The 18526-nt window shown below is 44.5% G+C and carries 21 protein-coding genes and 10 tRNA genes; 2 read left to right on the forward strand and 29 right to left on the reverse strand.

Features of this window, described 5'->3' with window-relative positions:
- Positions 1–55 precede the first annotated feature (55 nt).
- Positions 56–2092: an ATP-dependent DNA helicase RecG gene (recG, locus tag GCWU000321_RS02890; protein WP_040381803.1), complete on the reverse strand. Its 2037-nt coding sequence runs from the start codon at positions 2090–2092 to the stop codon at positions 56–58.
- Positions 2093–2228: 136 nt separating this feature from the next.
- Between recG and rpmB the strand changes: the two genes are divergently transcribed.
- The gene (gene rpmB, locus GCWU000321_RS02895) at positions 2229–2420 is read left to right on the forward strand and encodes a 50S ribosomal protein L28 (RefSeq protein WP_007069595.1); all 192 of its coding nucleotides are present in this window, start codon (positions 2229–2231) and stop codon (positions 2418–2420) included.
- A gap of 108 nt (positions 2421–2528) precedes the next feature.
- On the opposite strand, the gene GCWU000321_RS02900 is transcribed toward rpmB, so the two are convergent.
- The 20 genes from GCWU000321_RS02900 to GCWU000321_RS02995 form a co-directional block, all read right to left on the reverse strand.
- The gene (locus GCWU000321_RS02900) at positions 2529–3179 is read right to left on the reverse strand and encodes a coenzyme F420-0:L-glutamate ligase (RefSeq protein WP_007069596.1); all 651 of its coding nucleotides are present in this window, start codon (positions 3177–3179) and stop codon (positions 2529–2531) included.
- Between the two features lies 1 nt (position 3180).
- Entirely contained in the window at positions 3181–3738 is a 558-nt protein-coding gene (locus GCWU000321_RS02905; RefSeq protein WP_007069597.1) for a hypothetical protein, read from the reverse strand.
- A 3-nt stretch (positions 3739–3741) separates the two neighbouring features.
- Positions 3742–4518, reverse strand: coding sequence for a glutamate racemase (locus tag GCWU000321_RS02910; protein WP_007069598.1), 777 nt, complete (start codon positions 4516–4518; stop codon positions 3742–3744).
- A complete protein-coding gene (locus GCWU000321_RS02915) occupies positions 4511–4933 on the reverse strand; it encodes an acyl-CoA thioesterase (protein WP_022026388.1) in 423 nt (140 codons plus the stop codon). Before GCWU000321_RS02915 ends, GCWU000321_RS02910 begins: the two co-directional genes overlap by 8 nt.
- Positions 4934–5095: 162 nt before the next feature.
- Positions 5096–5779 (reverse strand): potassium channel family protein, encoded by a 684-nt coding sequence (locus GCWU000321_RS02920; protein WP_040381806.1) that lies wholly within the window; start codon positions 5777–5779, stop codon positions 5096–5098.
- A gap of 23 nt (positions 5780–5802) precedes the next feature.
- Complete coding sequence (locus GCWU000321_RS02925; RefSeq protein WP_040381165.1) at positions 5803–7101, reverse strand: TrkH family potassium uptake protein; 1299 nt, start codon at positions 7099–7101, stop codon at positions 5803–5805.
- A 105-nt stretch (positions 7102–7206) separates the two neighbouring features.
- A tRNA-Leu gene (locus GCWU000321_RS02930) sits at positions 7207–7291 on the reverse strand.
- 33 nt (positions 7292–7324) lie between these two features.
- Positions 7325–7409 (reverse strand) — tRNA-Leu (locus GCWU000321_RS02935).
- A gap of 5 nt (positions 7410–7414) precedes the next feature.
- Positions 7415–7490: transfer RNA gene (locus tag GCWU000321_RS02940), tRNA-Phe, on the reverse strand.
- Positions 7491–7497: 7 nt separating this feature from the next.
- Positions 7498–7574 (reverse strand) — tRNA-Asp (locus GCWU000321_RS02945).
- A gap of 4 nt (positions 7575–7578) precedes the next feature.
- Positions 7579–7654, reverse strand: a tRNA-Val gene (locus GCWU000321_RS02950).
- Between the two features lie 3 nt (positions 7655–7657).
- Positions 7658–7732: transfer RNA gene (locus tag GCWU000321_RS02955), tRNA-Glu, on the reverse strand.
- Positions 7733–7737: 5 nt separating this feature from the next.
- Positions 7738–7813: transfer RNA gene (locus GCWU000321_RS02960), tRNA-Lys, on the reverse strand.
- A 4-nt stretch (positions 7814–7817) separates the two neighbouring features.
- A tRNA-Gln gene (locus GCWU000321_RS02965) sits at positions 7818–7892 on the reverse strand.
- 2 nt (positions 7893–7894) lie between these two features.
- Positions 7895–7970: transfer RNA gene (locus tag GCWU000321_RS02970), tRNA-Asn, on the reverse strand.
- A gap of 35 nt (positions 7971–8005) precedes the next feature.
- A tRNA-Gly gene (locus GCWU000321_RS02975) sits at positions 8006–8080 on the reverse strand.
- A gap of 175 nt (positions 8081–8255) precedes the next feature.
- Positions 8256–9023, reverse strand: coding sequence for a nickel insertion protein (gene larC, locus GCWU000321_RS02980; protein ID WP_007069602.1), 768 nt, complete (start codon positions 9021–9023; stop codon positions 8256–8258).
- Positions 9023–10045: a nicotinate-nucleotide--dimethylbenzimidazole phosphoribosyltransferase gene (locus GCWU000321_RS02985; RefSeq protein WP_007069603.1), complete on the reverse strand. Its 1023-nt coding sequence runs from the start codon at positions 10043–10045 to the stop codon at positions 9023–9025. The genes larC and GCWU000321_RS02985 overlap by 1 nt, the downstream gene beginning before the upstream one ends.
- On the reverse strand, positions 10042–11091 hold the full coding sequence (cobT, locus tag GCWU000321_RS02990) for a nicotinate-nucleotide--dimethylbenzimidazole phosphoribosyltransferase (protein ID WP_007069604.1): 1050 nt from the start codon (positions 11089–11091) through the stop codon (positions 10042–10044). Before cobT ends, GCWU000321_RS02985 begins: the two co-directional genes overlap by 4 nt.
- Before the next feature lie 198 nt (positions 11092–11289).
- A complete protein-coding gene (locus tag GCWU000321_RS02995; protein ID WP_007069605.1) occupies positions 11290–12162 on the reverse strand; it encodes a hypothetical protein in 873 nt (290 codons plus the stop codon).
- 170 nt (positions 12163–12332) lie between these two features.
- Here GCWU000321_RS02995 and GCWU000321_RS03000 point away from each other — a divergent pair, with 170 nt between their 5' ends.
- A complete protein-coding gene (locus GCWU000321_RS03000; RefSeq protein ID WP_007069607.1) occupies positions 12333–12926 on the forward strand; it encodes a DUF2939 domain-containing protein in 594 nt (197 codons plus the stop codon).
- A gap of 270 nt (positions 12927–13196) precedes the next feature.
- On the opposite strand, the gene GCWU000321_RS03005 is transcribed toward GCWU000321_RS03000, so the two are convergent.
- The 8 genes from GCWU000321_RS03005 to rplS all read right to left on the reverse strand — a co-directional run bounded on the left by GCWU000321_RS03005 (position 13197) and on the right by rplS (position 18474).
- Positions 13197–13559: a DUF488 domain-containing protein gene (locus GCWU000321_RS03005; protein WP_007069608.1), complete on the reverse strand. Its 363-nt coding sequence runs from the start codon at positions 13557–13559 to the stop codon at positions 13197–13199.
- 106 nt (positions 13560–13665) lie between these two features.
- Entirely contained in the window at positions 13666–15288 is a 1623-nt protein-coding gene (gene groL, locus GCWU000321_RS03010; protein WP_007069609.1) for a chaperonin GroEL, read from the reverse strand.
- Between the two features lie 33 nt (positions 15289–15321).
- Positions 15322–15603 (reverse strand): co-chaperone GroES, encoded by a 282-nt coding sequence (groES, locus tag GCWU000321_RS03015; protein WP_022026953.1) that lies wholly within the window; start codon positions 15601–15603, stop codon positions 15322–15324.
- A gap of 162 nt (positions 15604–15765) precedes the next feature.
- Positions 15766–16692: a UDP-N-acetylmuramate dehydrogenase gene (gene murB, locus GCWU000321_RS03020; protein ID WP_007069611.1), complete on the reverse strand. Its 927-nt coding sequence runs from the start codon at positions 16690–16692 to the stop codon at positions 15766–15768.
- Entirely contained in the window at positions 16689–17042 is a 354-nt protein-coding gene (locus tag GCWU000321_RS03025; protein WP_007069612.1) for a YlbF/YmcA family competence regulator, read from the reverse strand. Before GCWU000321_RS03025 ends, murB begins: the two co-directional genes overlap by 4 nt.
- Complete coding sequence (locus GCWU000321_RS03030) at positions 17026–17538, reverse strand: tRNA (cytidine(34)-2'-O)-methyltransferase (RefSeq protein WP_007069613.1); 513 nt, start codon at positions 17536–17538, stop codon at positions 17026–17028. The genes GCWU000321_RS03025 and GCWU000321_RS03030 overlap by 17 nt, the downstream gene beginning before the upstream one ends.
- A 17-nt stretch (positions 17539–17555) precedes the next feature.
- Entirely contained in the window at positions 17556–17957 is a 402-nt protein-coding gene (locus tag GCWU000321_RS03035) for a hypothetical protein (RefSeq protein ID WP_156777732.1), read from the reverse strand.
- A gap of 175 nt (positions 17958–18132) precedes the next feature.
- Positions 18133–18474 (reverse strand): 50S ribosomal protein L19, encoded by a 342-nt coding sequence (gene rplS / locus GCWU000321_RS03040; protein WP_022026957.1) that lies wholly within the window; start codon positions 18472–18474, stop codon positions 18133–18135.
- Positions 18475–18526 lie beyond the last annotated feature (52 nt).

Here is an 18526-nt window from a genome sequence, read left to right on the forward strand (position 1 = left end):
GATAGCAACTTGACTCTGCTTCATCAAGCTTCATAACTATACCACATACCACTTCTCAGTAGTATATCCGCTCAAAGAACTGCCCGCCGAACCGATGCCTTAATTCTTCCTTGAAATCCAGTCCTTTATCAACGGCTTCTTTCGCATCATGCTTCGCCAGTTCCAAGAGCGGCAAGTCACGCACGATATCCGCAGCTTTCAGATCAGGCATACCATGCTGATGGTACCCGAAAAACTCTCCTGCCCCGCGTAGGAGCAGGTCTTTTTCCGCCAGAAGAGCGCCATCCCGTATTTCGCACATCAGTTTCATTCTAAGCTGAGTCGTTTCATTTTGATTATCCGTATATAAAACACAATATGCCTGCTCTTTGCCTCTGCCCACACGGCCGCGAAGCTGATGAAGCTGGCTCAGGCCAAAGCGATCGGCGCCATAAACAAACATAACCGTCGCATCAGGCACATTCACCCCGACTTCAATAACTGACGTGGCCACCAGAAGTTTGAATTTACCTTTGCGGAAATCTTCCATAACCTGTTCTTTTTCCGCGTTTTTCATTCGCCCGTGAACCAGTCCTACGCCAAATTGGGGGAACACGTGATCCCGCAGATTCTCATAAACGGAAACAGCTGCCGCCAGATCCTGCTTTTCGCTTTGTTCCACCAAAGGGCACACCACATAAGCCTGATGACCGCTTTCCATCTCTTTTTTCATGAAACGGAAAATGCGCTGCAGCATATGGCTTCCTACCACATAAGTTTTCACCGGATGTCTGCCGGGAGGCATGCCTTTAATAAAGGAGACATCTAAATCACCATACACAGACAGCGCCATTGTCCTGGGAATCGGAGTCGCCGTCATAATCAACACATGGGGCGACTTGCCTTTACTTTCCAGTGCCTGCCGCTGTTTAACGCCAAAACGGTGCTGTTCATCAGTAATGACAAGGCCTAATGCGGAAAACACCACGTTCTCTTCTATCAAGGCATGCGTCCCTATTAAAATATGGATACTGCCGTCTTTTAGCTGCTCCAGTATTTCCTTCCGCTCCGCCGCTTTTGTATGTCCCGATAAGTAAGCTGTCTTTACAGGCATTCCTTTAAATACCTGCTGGAAAGTTTTAAAATGCTGGGCTGCAAGAACCTCTGTCGGCGCCATAAGCGCTCCCTGATATCCATTTTCTACAATTTTCGTCAGCGCCAATATGGCTATCGCCGTTTTACCGCTTCCCACATCGCCCTGCACAAGACGCTGCATAGGAACAATCCCCTCCATGCTGTCTTCTATATCGCGAAATACGCTTTTCTGCCCTTCCGTAAGTGCAAAAGGAAATTTCTTCATCACTTCATGCACTAAATTCCCTGATGGCATGCATTTGATTCCCACATTGTCCGTTTCTCTGCGCTTTCGTAAAAGCTGAATACCTGCCTGCATGAAAAACAATTCTTCAAAGGCTGTCCTCCTTCGTGCCGCCCGCTGTTCTTCCCAGCCAGCGGGATCATGCATTCCGCGGATTGCCGCCATACGTCCCATCAAATGCTCCCGTACAAGAACGTCTGCCGGAAGATTTTCCCTGATTCCCTCCGCATGATCAATGGCAAAGCGGATCATCGCCCGCATTTGCGAAGCACGGATTCCTTCCGTCAGGGGATAGACAGGTACCAATTTCTTGAATGCATGAAGCTCTTCAGCAGCGACTGCCTCCGTATCCGCATTGGATATCTGCCATTTTCTGTAATTATATTCTATTTTCCCATAGGCAAGAATGTTTGACCCGTAAGCAAACTGTTCTTTCTTCCACGGCTGATTAAAGTACACCAGATTGACCGCGCCTGTCCCATCCACCAAAGTCACTGTAAGTATGGACAGATTTCTTCGGGGATGTACTTCCCGGATTTCAACCACCGTTCCATAAACCGCAGTTTCCATTTCATAAGAAAGATCCGCCATAGGGGTAATCCGTGTCCAATCCTCATACCGCCGGGGATAATAAGAAATCAGGTCCTCTACAGTCTTTATCCCTAAACGTTCCAGCTTTTCTTTCATTCGCATTCCCACTCCCTTGACGACAGTGACGGCATCAGATAAATTCATAAAGCACCCCATTTCAAAATGCATCATTTCCTTTATTATAAATCGGGAAAGCAGCATACAAAAACACTTGCCTCTAAAAATATTTTATGCTATATTATGAATGTTGCAATTGCGGAAGTGCAAGGAGGTGTAGCACATGGCTAATTATTGTGAAATCTGCGGAAAACATACCGCAACGGGATTCAATGTATCCCACTCCCATCTGAAAACAAAGAGGACCTGGAAACCGAATATCCAGAGGGTTCGCGTAAAAGCTGACGGACAGGTCAAAAGAATGAATGTCTGCACTCGTTGCCTTCGTTCTCATAAAGTTGACAGAGATATCTGATAAAGTAACCGGTCAATCACACCGGTTACTTTTATTTTACAATGATATCATTCAGGTCCTCCTAAATTGAAAAGATATCTCTCCACGTACAGGAAAGATATCTTTTTCTTATCTATTTATATGGTCTGTGAAATTTTTGATAATGACGATAGGTGTTTTCTGATTATCATTGCCAAAGGGATTATCAATCAGAATCTTCGCTATCTGACCGGGATTGATTCCTTTGCTCTTCCCCAGAACGGCTGAACGCCTCAAGTCATTTACATCCGCAATGACTGCACCGTACGCACCGGTAGCATTTTTTATTTCTTCGCATACCCTATCAGTATCCGCCGGCCCATAAACGAGGCATTTATCAAAAGGAGGCATCGTTCCTGTAACATCATCAATCAAAGATGCCTGGCGGCATCGGGCGTAAAACACGCCGGCCTTGCCAAATATTTTTGCCACAGCGCCGATTATGAAAGAAAAAAGCATATTCCATTTCCCTTCTTCTTCCATGGCCGCCTGCATGCCATAAATACTGGCCATGGATCCCGCGCCCGGTACAAAACGGTTCATCAATCTGGCCTGCCAGCAGATATGAAGTTCTTCAGGACGGATATAACGCCCCTGAGTAATTGCCACGACTGATTCCGCTGCACAAACGATATCATGATTGGTAATATCATGCCCCGCGTATTCCATAATCGCATCTACAATATTATCTTTATTTGTCAGAATCCGGGTAGGAACCGGAACAAGTTTCAAATCTGCCATTTTATTTTCTCACCCCCGATGTGTACTGATAAAGAGCGGTCCGTAAATCTTCAGAGGTCAGAGTAACTCTTGTTTTTGCATAGTAATAGTCACTTCTCGCCACCACCTGGTAGATAATATCCATAGGCATATCAGGAAAATCCTCCAAGTCGCGAAGTATATTCCCTGATTTCCCTTTTATTGCCAATTTGATTAAAAACACTTTCGGTTTCCGAATTTCCATGATAAAAGCCTGCCAGTAACCGTCATCCCTCGGTGTGTCGGCAGCGGTAAGGGTGGCAGTTACACTTGCTTTGTCATACTGTTCAAAAGGAAGGTATGTACGGACAAACGCATCCATAATCGTGCCGATCTGCCTCCCTGTATTTACAATCGGTATCGTAAAAGACAGGACAACACTTTCCCTGTCCATGTCTTCCACCTTTAAAGGCGTCATTTTCCCCTTTAACATACGCAGCGAACAATCGCCTTTAAGAAGCGCCATCCCCCAGTAGGCAAGGAACCCGAGACAGACAAGGAAAATACAGATTCCAATTATTTTCAAAATCAATATAAACATTTTTCACACTCCTGATAAAACAACTCGTTGTATATCCGCTCGCCTGCCAAACATTTTCTTTACAAGAATTTCCGCCCTGAGGGTACTTTCCGTAAAGAAAAACAAGCATGGTCCCGCTTCCTCAGACTGCCCATTTTGATCAGCCAGGATGGACATCGCTTTTTTCACTGTCCTCTCCGCAGGATCAATCAACAGGGTATTCGGTAATATATCTCGGAAAACTCCTGCAACGAGAGGATAATGTGTACAAGCAAGCACAGCAGCGTCCACAGATTCAGCACCGGCCTTTTGAACTGCTTTGTTTATCATCCTATAAATAAAGGATTCTTCTTTTCCCATCTCTATAGCGTAAGCCAAACCGTCAATGGGGATTTCAGTGACATTCATCAGCGGAAAATCCTTTTTCAGCCGTTCCCGATGCCGATGACTCCGTATCGTCATGGGCGTACCAATTACCGCCAGATGATTCACGCTTTCCAGTTCCGGAAAATCAAGACTCATTCCGATGACAGGAATTTTACCTTCAAAGAAAGACGGCGGCACACTAAATGTAATCGTATTACAGGCGGCAATAATCATTTTTACCTGTTTTCCCGCTAAGAATGCTTTCATTTCTTCCGCAAAAAAAGTGACTTCCTCAGGGCTTTTGTTTCCGTAAGGATTCCGCGCCGTATCACCGATAAAAATAAATTTTTCATTCGGATATTTTTCTTTAAGGACACAGGCAACAGTCAAACCGCCTACGCCGGAATCCATGATCCCAATCGGTCTGTTATCCATCCGTTCTGTCCTCTTCCGCCATATCCATCAGCTTCTTCAATCTTTCTTCCGGTATCCTCACTATTTTCCCCGTGGAAATCTTCGTATACGTTCCCACAGACTGTCCCGTTGCTAAAAGCTCGTTCGTATTTTCACGAAGCACCTCATATTCAAATACCAACTTAACCCGATTCACCTCGCGAAGATACGCCCTGACCAGAACGATATCATCATACACAGCGGATTTCATATACTTCACATTCATTTCCACGATAGGGAATACAATGCCTTCCGCCAGCAAATCATTGAGGCACACGCCTCCCTCACGCATGTATTCTACACGCGCTTCCTCAAACCAATTAAGATAATTGCCGTGATAAACGACCCTCATTCCGTCAGTTTCATAAAAACGTACTCTTTTACGTAATGTATACATATACTCCTCCATGTTCTTTATTGTACTACAAGAAGAAACGAGTTTACAGGAAAACTTTGATGATATGGCTGAATGGTATCTTTCTATAAACCGATCATGCAGGTTCTTTTTCCTGCTATACATAAAAACCACCGCCATCCAAAGCAGTGGTTCGATTTCTATTTATTCACCTGCAAGTCCAACCCATTCCGTCAGCGCTTTAAAGCCGTCTCTGCTTCCGGCAAGAAAAAGCAGGTCGCCTTCCTGGAATACATAATTCGGACTAATCATATCAGTAACTCCTGCAGCATTCTGGATTGCAATAATATTCAGTTCAAACTTTGTCCTCAGCCCACTGCCGACAACAGTTTGACCAACAAGAGGCTTCGGCAGAGAGGCTTTATAAATATTAATTTCTTCATTTAACTGGACAAAATCAAGAACCATATTGGCGCGAAGGCGGCTGGCAAGACGAATCGCCATATCCCGCTTTGGATAAACAACTTCAGCGCCAATTTTTTCAAGTATCTCTCCATGTTCGGAAGTATCTGCCACAGAAATAACTTTCTTAATACCGAGGTTAATCAAATTCAGGGTAACTAAAAGAGACTTCTCCAGTTGTTCTTCCAAACAGACGATAACTACATCACAGTTTTTCACGCCGGAATCTTTTATGGATTTCTTATCATAATCATCAACCACAATAGCGCTTTCTGTCACGGTTCTGAGATCCTGCACTAAATTCTCGTCTTTATCCACAACAAGGAAATCATAGCCATACTCTGCCAATTGTATAGCAAGTGTATAACCAAATTTCCCTAAGCCGATTACTCCATAAGAAATTGTTTCTTCCTTCTTTTTTTTCATAAAGCCGAGCATATTCTCCCCCATTAACCAACTGTTACATTGCCCTCAGGATACCGCGCCCGGGTTTCTTCATAAAAATACCAGGCTGTTGCAATAGTCATCGGTCCCATTCTTCCTGTAAGCATAACCAGAATAGAAATCAGCTTCCCCCATTCATTCAAAGAAGCTGTCGTCCCAAGTGACAGTCCCACCGTAGTAAAAGCGCTCATCATCTCTGTAAAGGCTTCTGCCAGCGAAAGTTCCGGGCACACAAGAAGCAAAATAAACGTACTGATTACGATATCTGCGATAGCCAAAACTACGACAACCGCCGCTTTTCTGAACGCCAGTGGCGGCAATGAATAATGAAAAGCCTCCGCTCTCGCATTGGTCGTTACACGACGTACCCCGAGCACAAGCGCAAAAACAGTACTCGTTTTTACTCCGCCTCCCGTTGATCCCGTTGAAGTGCCGATAAACATCAGGACCAGCATGACAAGCAATCCCGCAGGAGACCAGGATTCAAAAGGATACACCATATATCCTACCGATCTCGCCGATTGGCTGCTGAAAAATGCGACCAACCAGGAAATAGGATTTGTCAGTTTAAGGAGCACAGCGCCGCCAATCAGAAGGAATACGGCCATAAAGATGGAAACCCGGGAGTGCATGCTGAGCTTGCGCCAACGAAACCGGTTTACCCAGCACTCACGAATTACAATAAACCCTAAACCGCCAACAAAAACAAGTGCTGTCGTAAGAATCAGCATAAAAGGATCTTCAGCATACATTTCCATGCTCCATTCTTTCGTCAGAATTGTTAATCCCGCATTATTGAACGAAGAAATAGAATGGAAAATACTAAGCCCGATAGATTCCATCATTTCATAATCACGGCGAAAAACGAAATATCCAAGAAAGGCTCCGATGATCTCTATAAAAACTGTCGTTGCGAAAAGTGTCCGCAAGAAACGGACCACACCGGAATAAGAATCAAGATTCATCGTATCATGAATCAGATTTCTTTGCCGTATCCCGACTTTCCGTCCAAGCATAAGCAGTACGCCTGCTCCCATGGTAGAAACGCCAAGCCCCCCTACCTGTATCAGCACCGCCAAGATTGCCTGCCCAAAAGGATTAAATACCGCTGCTGTATCAACAATAGATAAACCTGTCACACATAAAGCACTGACCGCAGTATACAAAGCATCTACATAGGTTATACTTTGTCCGGGCATATGCCCCCAGGGAAGATACAGCAATATAGAACCGATGAAGCTGATGCTGCCAAAGGCTCCCGCAATAATGCGCGCAGGAGACCATCTGAACATATGTCTTCTCATCTATCCGCTCTCCATAATTTATACATGATTTTATTATATCATGAGGCTGGAAAAATATTCTTCACAAAAAAAAACTCATCCGAAGATGAGATCTTAATGAATGACTGGTGCGGTTGGAGAGATTTGAACTCTCACGGATAAATCCACTACCGCCTGAAGATAGCGCGTCTGCCAGTTCCGCCACAACCGCATATAAACTTAAATATAAAAAATGAACTTGGAATGGTGCGGCTGGTGAGACTTGAACTCACACGATCAAGGATCACTACCCCCTCAAAGTAGCGCGTCTGCCATTCCGCCACAGCCGCATATTTGGTGCCTCAGCACGGAATCGAACCGTGGACACAAGGATTTTCAGTCCTTTGCTCTACCAACTGAGCTACCGAGGCAAAATTGTGGCGACCCGGATCAGATTTGAACTGACGATCTCCGCCGTGACAGGGCGGCATGTTAGACCACTACACCACCGGGCCGTTTTGGTGGGCGATGACAGGATCGAACTGCCGACATTCTGCTTGTAAGGCAGACGCTCTCCCAGCTGAGCTAATCGCCCACTTGGTGACCTGTGGGGGATTCGAACCCCCGAACCCGCCGTGAAAGGGCGGTGTCTTAACCACTTGACGAACAGGCCACAAATGGTGATCCATCCGCGACTCGAACGCGGGACACCTTGATTAAAAGTCAAGTGCTCTACCGACTGAGCTAATGGATCAACTTGGCAGGGGTAGCAGGATTCGAACCTACGAATGACGGAGTCAGAGTCCGTTGCCTTACCGCTTGGCGATACCCCTATTGGCTCCTGAAGCAGGGTTCGAACCTGCGACATCGTGATTAACAGTCACGCGCTCTACCGGCTGAGCTATTCAGGAATTTATAGTACATCCTTGCAGATGATACTAACTTATGGAGCGGAAAACGGGACTCGAACCCGCGACCCCAACCTTGGCAAGGTTGTGCTCTACCACTGAGCTACTTCCGCATCTGTTTTAGCAACGACATTATTATACCATTGCTTAGTCATTTGTCAAGCAACTTTCAAAACACGTTCTGTTTCAAAAGCGCCTGAAACTCTGACGTCATGTCCAATACTCTACCATACGAGATTTCCCATGTCAATAACACACTTAAAGAAATGGGGCAATCATATTTCCCCTTCAGACACCCATTCCAAAAACCTTCAGATGACGGCTGAAAATGGAATCTTCCCGATCCGTAAAATACCCTAAATATTCAGCCACCGTAACTTCCCCTTCTATTTTCTCCACACTGGCAGTCCCATAAGCAGTCTTATCCACCAGGAATCGTCCATCCATGGCGATAAATCCTGCAGAAAGCCCCTCCAGTATAGCTGCAGCGAATGGGTCAATATCCTCGGATGAAATCACATTCTCAGTTGTCGACACGGCTCTCGTCAGAATTTTTTCCGTCGTCCGGGCAGCTTCTGAAGTCCCCGCCGCCAGGGAAAATGGACAGGTAAATAATGTTTCCACACCTAAATAATCCAATCCGGCGAGAAAACAATACAAGGAAATCAAATTTTCCTCTTTTACCCGGCATCTGCGTAGATCAATAATTGTCGCGGGTATTTCATCCAATGCATCTGACGCGCCGGCAGAAAGAGCTGAAAACACTTTCCACCCCAAGCTTTCCCATCCCGACTCGCCACCTTCGCAGATTTTCCTCCATATGACAAACAGATCTTTCTGCTTTAGCAAAAGAGGTTTATCTTCTTTTTCCGGAATACAAAAATAATGAGCTGATACTTTTGCGTCAAGATTTGAACGTTCAATAAAATCGGAAGAAACTCCGGCTGCCTCCAATTTTGTTCGAAGATAGGCCGGCGGCACCCCCATATCAATCAATCCGCCAACCAGCATATCCGGCGTTAGTTTTCCATTACAACGGATAAATAAAGCTTTCATCACTGCACATCCTCCCTTTGCCGTCCCTTGCCGGGACCATCCTCCGCCACATCGACACCGCCCTGTCCAAAAGTTTTCATTTCATTAACCATATCCAAAGCAGCATCAAAAAGTGAAAGTCCCATCGCTGAACCAAACCCTTCTGCTACGGTAAAATCATAGTAGAAAAAAGGTTTCATTCCCAGTTTCTTCATTTGTATTTGATGAACAGGCTCATTATAAGCCGCTGATGGAAATACATAATCCCTTACTTCAGGATATACTTCTATTGCAGCAAGAACGGCAGCACCGGTTACCGCATTGTCAAATACGATGGCAATCTTCTCTCTTGCCGCCTGTACCACAAGGCCAAAAAGTCCTGCAATTTCAGCGGAGCCTACGCGAGACAATACGCCGACAGGATCATTTGCCATATTTCCCACATCATCCATATGGAGAGAAAATCCGTCTTTTAGGGAATTTTCCTGTAACTCCTTTTTCATAATGGCAGCTGTTACGCCTAAGGCGGACAACAAGGAACGCTCACCTATATTCCCCAGCCCCACAGCTTGAATACCCTGAACTGCCAATGTCCTTGCTACAGACATCCCGATCGATATAGCAGCGGATACCGCATCTTGGTCTAAAGCGGGATTTCCACGATGAGTTCCGTAAACCACCTTATTTGTCAAAACACCTTCTATGTCATTGGTATTCTGTTCCAGCCCCACATCAATAAGATACACCGGAGCACCAAGCGTACGGGCCACCGCACTTACAGTGCCCAATCCTCTGGATACCATCTGTACTTCTGTCAAACTTGTTTTACCGCCAGTCTTATTTTCTCCGTCTACCGCCGTATCACCCGCCATAATGACAATCGCTTTATTCAGCTTTCCAGGTTTTATTTTTCCTGTAATCCCCGCCAACCTGACTGCTATATCCTCCAGCTTTCCCAAGGAATGGATCGGCTTAATTAAATTATCCACATAAAGCCGGCAAGCCTCCATGGTTTCCTTATCCGGTGCCTGTATTCCGCTCATTCTGCCACTCCCGTTCTTTTATCCGCGCCGTCTTTATAAACAGCAAGCGCCATATCCAATATTTTCTTTTGTATACTTGCGCCGACAGCTTCCCCAAGACGGATATCCAAATCAATATATTCTGTAAGACCGATTGCCTTCAGTGATTTTCTGTGAGCCTGCTCCAAGGACAAATGAGAAGCCATCAGGTATTGAACGGATTCCTCAGACAGTGCCTTTGCAATAAATGCACTGGCAGTAGAATTAAATCCGTCAATAATCGTCATGCAGTGATTGGCAGCCGCACCAAGCATAACGCCCGTCATACACCCGAATTCAAAACCTCCAACTTTAGACAGCACATCCAAACCGTCAGCAGGATCCGGCTGATTGACATCAAGTGCTTTTTGCACCATCTCAATTTTATGAAGAAGACGGGCATCGGAAATATTTGTACCACGCCCCGTAACCTCAACAGCATTCCACCGGTTAAATGCTCCAAGTATGCAGGCAGACGCTGTCGTATTCGCAATCCCCATCTCTCCCACCGTAAAGACACGGTATCCTTCTTTTATTTTATTTTCTGCGATTTCAATACCGGCTTCTATGGCGTGAATCGCCTCTGCCCTGCTCATGGCCGCCCCTTCTGTTATGTCCTTGGTTCCGAAAGTAATTTTTCTGTGAAGCAAACCGGGCACATCACTCATGTCCGCATTGATTCCCATATCCACTACGACCATATGAGCACCGCAATAATGAGCCAGAGCATTGGCTGATGCGCCTTTTACATCCACATAAGATTTTACCATGCCTACAGTTGTAGACTGGGGGTAAGCAGATACTTTCTGACGATACACGCCATGATCCGCACAAGCCACCACCATACAGCATTTAGGAATCTCGGGTAATACCTCCCCTGTAACTCCTGCATACTGAATCACCATCTCTTCCAGCTTGCCCAAATCCCCTACACCCACATAAAGATCGTCCCAGCGCTTCTGCGCCTTATACATGGCCTCTCTGTCCAAGGGATGAATACGCCCAATTGTTTCATCTAACAATCCCATATTTATTTTCGCCTTTTATCATTAAATTCTATAAAGATTATAATTTAGATTCTGCTTAAATTATACCATAGAAAAACAGCAGTCTGCAGACATCTTCCGCATGACATGGCAGGTATCCATGAGAGCACTTCCATCGGAATTTCCACAAAAAAAGAAATGCTGCAGAAAATTCTCTGCCACATTCCTTTACACTGCTTTCTACTTTTTAATAATATGCAGACGCCCATCCATCAGTGAATCAGGAAAAGGGAACTCCATTTTCTTACCTGAGAAATCCACAATGAAATATCCGTCTTCCACACTTATGATAATCCCTTCGCCATACACCTTGTTACTGACTTTCGTACCGCTGCCAACCTCTATATAATTCGTCATGATCCGCTCTTTCCGTGTGGAAGCTGCCTGTACAGGAAGAGATTTAACCTCCTTTAGCGCCATCTTTACGGGCGGCACCTTATAAATACGAGCTACGCCGCCGGAATGCTTAATCGGTTTCTTTTTCTTCATCCCCGTTTCAGGGAAAGCACTTTTCAGCAGTTTCACAGGCAGTCCTGACGGATACAGAACAAACTCCCCCGTCCGTTCATAAGTTACATAGGTTCCCCGTTCTGTAATCTTTCCTACCACACCGGGACCTAAAATATCATCGACCACGTGCAAGCCAATCTTGACAGGTGAACGGCCCTCTCCCGGTTTCCGCTCCGTTTCCCTGGCATCGGTACGATCAAACTTGAATACGGGATTTCGATCATCTTTCGCATATTCCCTTTTGACAAAAGACTTCGGTTCTCCTCTTCGTTCTGTATGTTTATGACGGGGAATGATTTTTTCAATCACTCCGAACTGCACCGTCATGCTCTCTTTATTGATTTCCTTAACCGCTCCGGTTCCCAATTCCCTGTCATGGAATTCAGCTCCCACTTCCAGCTTTTTTCTTTTTAAACCGTCCCGCTTCCCTTTAATTCTTCTATTACGGCTCCCGTCACGGCCATCATAACTTTTGCGAGAAAAGGCCCCCCTTTTGCTGCGGAAATCCTTATGAGTCTCTTTTATATCTTTACTCTTTTCCATATTTGCCCCCAAATATAAAATTCTATCCTGCCTATTATACACGATAGCGGGAATTTACACACGAAAATAAGAACTCTATTCTGCCATCCATCATAAAAATATACCCGCTCCGCCATCTTCCTATGATAAAATAGAAAAAATGCTTTCTTCTGTAACGGAAAGGAGTTCTCATGAAAAAACTTTTCATCATTATTATACTGCTCGTTACCGCAGCTGTCGGATTCTATTTTGGTTACTGGACAAACACCCCCGCCTATGCCGCTGGAGAAATACAGCAGGCAGTACAAAAAAAAGATCTGCAACTTTTTAAAGAACGGGTAGATATGGAAAAAGTTTATTCTTCTGCCATTGACGATATCCTGTCAGAGCTGAAAGCAGACGGGCAACCAGAACATAAAATGGCCGCCACGGTCATCAGAGGACTAAAAAAAGATCTCATTCGTGAACTCATCCGGCGTACGGAATTGAAATTCCAGGCAAAAGAAGTCCCGGATTCATCCCTTATGGATAAACCGCTCAAAAGCATCACTGCTTACATCGGTTCTGCCGCACTCTCCATGACAGATGTTTTAGATGTGGAAGAAAAAGATGGGCTTGCTTTTGCCAATATAAAACTTCATGATAAAAAATTGGACCAAGACTTCCTATGGCGCGTACAACTTGAAAAAGATCCGAACAATAAATGGACAGCTGTAAAAATCGTTAATTTGAAAGAATACATGGAAAAGCGAAAAGAATTATTGAAAAATCAGGTTGAATTCTGACAAAGATATTCAATCCATTCTGAACGCTTGCGCATTTCCAAAAGAATTTGTGTAAAGGGCTGGCACAAAACGTAAAAAAATGTTTTGTGCCAGCTTTTTTATGCTATCCATTTAAAACCTCGCAATATTTTTCGAAAAAATGCCCAAACATCCTTACTCCGCGATACTGCATTTAAACCTTATGCAGTTTTAAGGAATCATCGTAAAATTTTACGATGGCAATTCATTTATTTAAATTCACTTATTTACACGATTTTCACCTGCCTTATATCAATTATCTTTTGAATCCAAGTATTCTTTCAATACCGCCGCCTGATTATGAGTCTCATCCTTAGCGCCGAAAAGAAGAGTTACTTTCTTATCTTTCCCTAAATGATGAATCATATCCTCTAAACGTTTGATCGCCGGATTATCTTCAAGTTCTTTTCTGTATTTATTCCTAAAATCATCAAATTTATCCGGATCATGTCCGAACCATTTTCTAAGCGCTGCAGAGGGTGCCACATCTTTTTCCCATATATCAATGGCAGCCTTTTCTTTTGACAAACCTCTGGGCCACAAGCGGTCCACAAGAATCCTTTCCCCGTCGTCAGGGCTGGCAGCTTCATACACTCTTTTTATACAGATCCGCATACTGCACCTCCTTTTTTATTTTACAATATGTGCAAAATAATGTGCAAAATAAAAATAAGAGCCCCGCAAAGAAGCTCTTATCTTTCACTCTATTAAACTATACAGATTACATCATTCCGGCACCGGGCATCGGAGGCATCGGAGGCATTGCCGGTTTATCTTCCGGTTCATCTCCAACGATGGCTTCTGTTGTCAGTACAAGTGCCGCAATAGATGCTGCATTCTGCAAAGCGGAACGGGTAACTTTTGCAGGATCTACAATACCTGCAGCAATCATATCCTCATATTTATCTTCCGCTGCATTGTAACCGATGCCGACCTTTGCAGCTTTTACCTTTTCAGCCACAATCGCACCTTCCATGCCTGCATTGCTTGCAATCTGGCGGATTGGCGCCTCAACAGCATGACGGACAATATTGATTCCTGTCTTTACATCACCTTCTGCTTTGATTCCATCCAGTTCTTTCTGGATATCAACAAATGTCGTACCGCCGCCTGCTACGATGCCTTCTTCTACAGCCGCACGGGTTGCATTCAGAGCATCTTCAATGCGGAGCCTCTTGTCCTTCATTTCCACTTCAGTTGCTGCACCAACTTCAATGACAGCCACCCCGCCGGACATCTTGGCCAAACGTTCCTGAAGCTTATCTTTATCAAACTGGGAAGTTGCCACTTTGAGCTGCTCACGGATCTGTTCCACACGGGATGCGATAGCTGCTTTATCTCCCGCACCACCGACAATTGTTGTATTATCTTTTGTAATGCGAACCTGGTGTGCTGTGCCAAGATCTTCAATAGAAGCGCTATCCAGCTTGCGGCCCATATCTTCGGAAATCACCTGCCCGCCGGTAAGCACAGCAATATCTTCCAGCATGGCTTTGCGGCGGTCACCAAAGCCAGGAGCCTTGACCGCAGCGCACTTGAATGTCCCGCGAAGCCTGTTGACTACGAGTGTCGCCAGCGCTTCACCTTCTACGTCTTCCGCAATAATGAGAAGTTCTTTACCTGCCTGTACCACTTTCTCCAACAGCTGGATAATATCCTGAATTACAGGGATCTTTTTATCGGTAATGAGAATGTATGGATCATTCATGACACATTCCATTTTATCAGCATCGGAAACCATGTACGGGCTGAGATACCCACGGTCAAACTGCATGCCTTCCACAACTTTAAGGCTTGTACCCATAGTTTTGGAATCTTCTACAGTAATAACACCATCATTACCTACTTTTTCCATGGCATCAGCAATCAGATTACCAATGGTAGAATCAGCAGAAGAAACAGAGGCTACCTGTGCGATCTTAGCCTTCGTATCAACGGATACGGCTTTCTTTTTAATTTCTCCCACAAGAACATCTACTGCCTTTTCAATACCTTTTTTCAGAACCATCGGGTTTGCACCGGCAGCTACGTTCCTCATCCCTTCATGAATCATGGACTGAGCCAGCAGTGTGGCAGTTGTCGTACCGTCACCGGCCACGTCATTTGTCTTTGTTGCCACTTCCTTCACAAGCTGGGCACCCATATTTTCAAAGGGATCTTTCAGCTCAATCTCACGGGCGATGGATACACCGTCATTAACGATATTCGGTGCGCCATATTTCTTGTCGAGGACCACATTACGCCCCTTGGGTCCAAGAGTAATCTTTACTGCATCTGCCAGTTGATCAACACCTTTTAAAAGCGCTTTGCGAGCTTCTTCATTATAAAGAACTTTCTTTGCCATTTATATCACTCCTATACATTTATACAAACAATATTAAAGTTTTCCAAGAATATCTCTTTCAGAAAGAAGAAGGAACTTCTTTCCGCCTTCTTCAATATCAACACCGGAATACTTTGCAAAAAGAACTCTGTCACCTACCGCCACTTCAAACGGTAAACGTTCTCCGTTGTCAAGGACCTTCCCGCTGCCAATGGCAATAACTGTCCCTTTCTGGGATTTCTTCTGCGCTGTATCAGGAAGCAAAATACCGCCTGCGGTCTTGGATTCTTCTACATCGACTTCGACAAGAACACGATCTGCTAATGGTTTTAACATTTCAATTCCTCCTTTACTTATTAGCACTCACCATCTTTGAGTGCTAACTTACGTTATTATAATACATACTTTTGGGTTGAAAATCAAGAGCATAATAATTATTTTTTTATTTCATTGAAAAAGAAGAGGCTCCCGATAGACTCTCCTTCTCCAACTCCTTATTTATCTTTCCTGTTCCAGTCCCTCACCAAGCATTCTTACATCAAGAGGAATATGGACGCCAAACTTTTCTTTCACCCGTCTTTGAACTTCATGGAGTACAGCCAAAACGTCTTCACAGGAAGCATTTCCATTATTCACCACAAAATCCGCATGCTTGGTAGATACCTCTGCATCACCGATTGCAAATCCGATCAATCCGCAGGCTTTAATCATGGGACCCACATGGTATCCCGGCGGCCGGAGATACATTGTCCCTGCACTTCTTTTTTCCAAGGGCTGCTTCGCTCGGCGGGATTGCTGATGGTCATCCATTTCTGCCTTGATTTTTTCAGAATCTCCCATCGCCAAATGAAGTTTGACGCCATAAATAACATCACCGTTGTGCATAAATACACTATCACTTTCGCCATAGTGCAGGTCGTCCCAACCATATACTTTGTCTATTTCCCCATCAATAGATACGGCATAAACCTCTTCTACCACATTTCTCATTTTGCTGCCATAACCATTGGCATTCATAAAAGCGGCCCCGCAAAGTGTACCGGGAATCCCCACCGCCCATTCAAACCCGGTAAGGCTGTTCTTTTGTGCAAATCGTGCTACGGTTCCCGTTCCTACTCCGCCATAAGCAGTAATCCAAGTTTCAAAGCAGGCCATTTCCGGTTTTATACGGGAAGTACAAATCGTTACCCCGCGAATTCCTTTATCACTAATCAGGCAATTGGAACCGCCGCCAATCAATGTCACCGGCAAACCTTCCGCAGCTGCTTTTCTTAAAACAGCAATCAGTGATTCTTTATCAGCCGGACTCACGAACACATCTGCATTTCCGCCGATGCCATAAGTATTATGGTTTGCCATCGGTTCATTTACTTTAATCAGTCTTTCGTCTAAAATCCCCTCAAAAAAGCTGTTCCAATTTGTCATTTTTGCAAATCCAATACATCCATACCCTGCGCCATCGCATCAGAAATGATCTTCTGAATATCCGCAGCCACCTGGTTCCATCGAATAAATGCCTGTAAGTATTCCTGGGCATCACTATTATTGCTTATAAGTAAGGCCAGTTCCTGAAGATGGCGATACTCCTGCCCATCCGTTTCCTGCCCCGCCAGCTTCGCATAGTCAGATTTCATCTGTGCCATGATATACTCTTTAACCATTTTCCCCGCATCTGCATTACTCTTAATTTTTTCCGCAGCCTGCGTAAGTCTTTTCATCTCATCACATTCACGAATTGCCTTTGCCAATGCATGCGCTTCATCGTAAGTATTCATTGCTCCCAGTTCCTCCTTTAAATAAACGACCGCTCTGTTTCAGCAAATGGGGAAATCCGACCTGGCGCATCGCTTCCATTGCCACAATCGCCACCGCATTTGATAAATTCAGGGAACGCGCTTCTTCTATCATGGGTATGCGGATACAGTCTTCTTTATGGCTCCGCAGCAATTCCTCGGGAAGTCCTTTCGTTTCTTTCCCAAAGACAAGTACATCGTCCCCATCATAGGAAATATCTGTATAGGAACGTATCGCTTTTGTCGTATTTAAATAAAAATGGTGACCCGCAAGCATCCGTACCACGGAATCATAATTCGGATGCACATGGACGTCAAGCAGATCCCAGTAATCAAGCCCTGCTCTTTTCAGATGTTTATCATCAATCTGAAATCCAAGCGGTTCAACCAAGTGAAGCGTCAAATGTTCTGCTGCACAAAGTCTTGCTATATTTCCTGTATTTCCCGGAATTTCAGGCTCCACCAAAACTATATGCATAATTAAATTACTCCCAATTAGAAATAACTGCCATACCGCTCCCTGTATTTATCTTTCATCTCGCCTGACTCATACGCCTTAAATGTATGAGGTTTCTGTCCCTTGTAAGAAATACGGTAAATAATATCTATATCCAATCCATTAACAGGAATTCTGTACACATTTTCATGGAAACCGTCAGAAGGTTGAAGAATAGGCAATCCCGTAGCTTTAACCCCCTCATTGAAAGTAAAACTCGGCTTGTAACCAGGATCTTCCACCTGGCGGGGATCCAGCTCCTTTTCTGTGAGCGGCTCTTTCATCATGACTTCCACATTCAAATAATCAACAGCAATAACCGATTCTATTTTATTTGCTTCTGCAGTTATGGAAACTGCTAAAACTGCCGCCATAAAGGTTGGTATGAATATTGATTTCATAACTCCTCCTATCATACATCCAGTTTATTGTATCACATTGACTATGCCCTGCAAATAATTATCTTTTTATATGGCAAAGTTTGCGAATGCAGTCACAACTCTTTTTCTGTACCACATTTATATGTAATAGTCTAAAACACGAAAAAAGAAGACCCGCAGGTCCTCTTTTCTTGTTTTACTTTCTTTCCTTAATCCTCGCCGCTTTACCGGACAGTCCGCGCAAATAGAACAGCTTGGCGCGGCGGACAATACCGTGGCGCTTCACTTCAATCTTTGCCAAACGCGGAGAATGAATCAGGAATGTTCTTTCTACACCTACGCCATAAGAAATACGACGTACAGTAAATGTTTCCCTTACGCCATGATTTCTTCTCGCAATAACAATGCCTTCGAACACCTGGATTCTTTCAGTCTTGCCTTCGACAACCTTTACATGCACACGAACCGTATCACCCGGACGAAATGCAGGGATGTCATTGCGGAGTTGTTCATTTTCCAAGGTTTCAATAATATTCACGATCTTTTCCTCCTTCTCACAAGACATTCATGCCGATCGCATTTGGCAGAGG

This window comes from Dialister invisus DSM 15470, assembly GCF_000160055.1.
Taxonomy (GTDB): Bacteria; Bacillota; Negativicutes; order Veillonellales; family Dialisteraceae; genus Dialister; species Dialister invisus.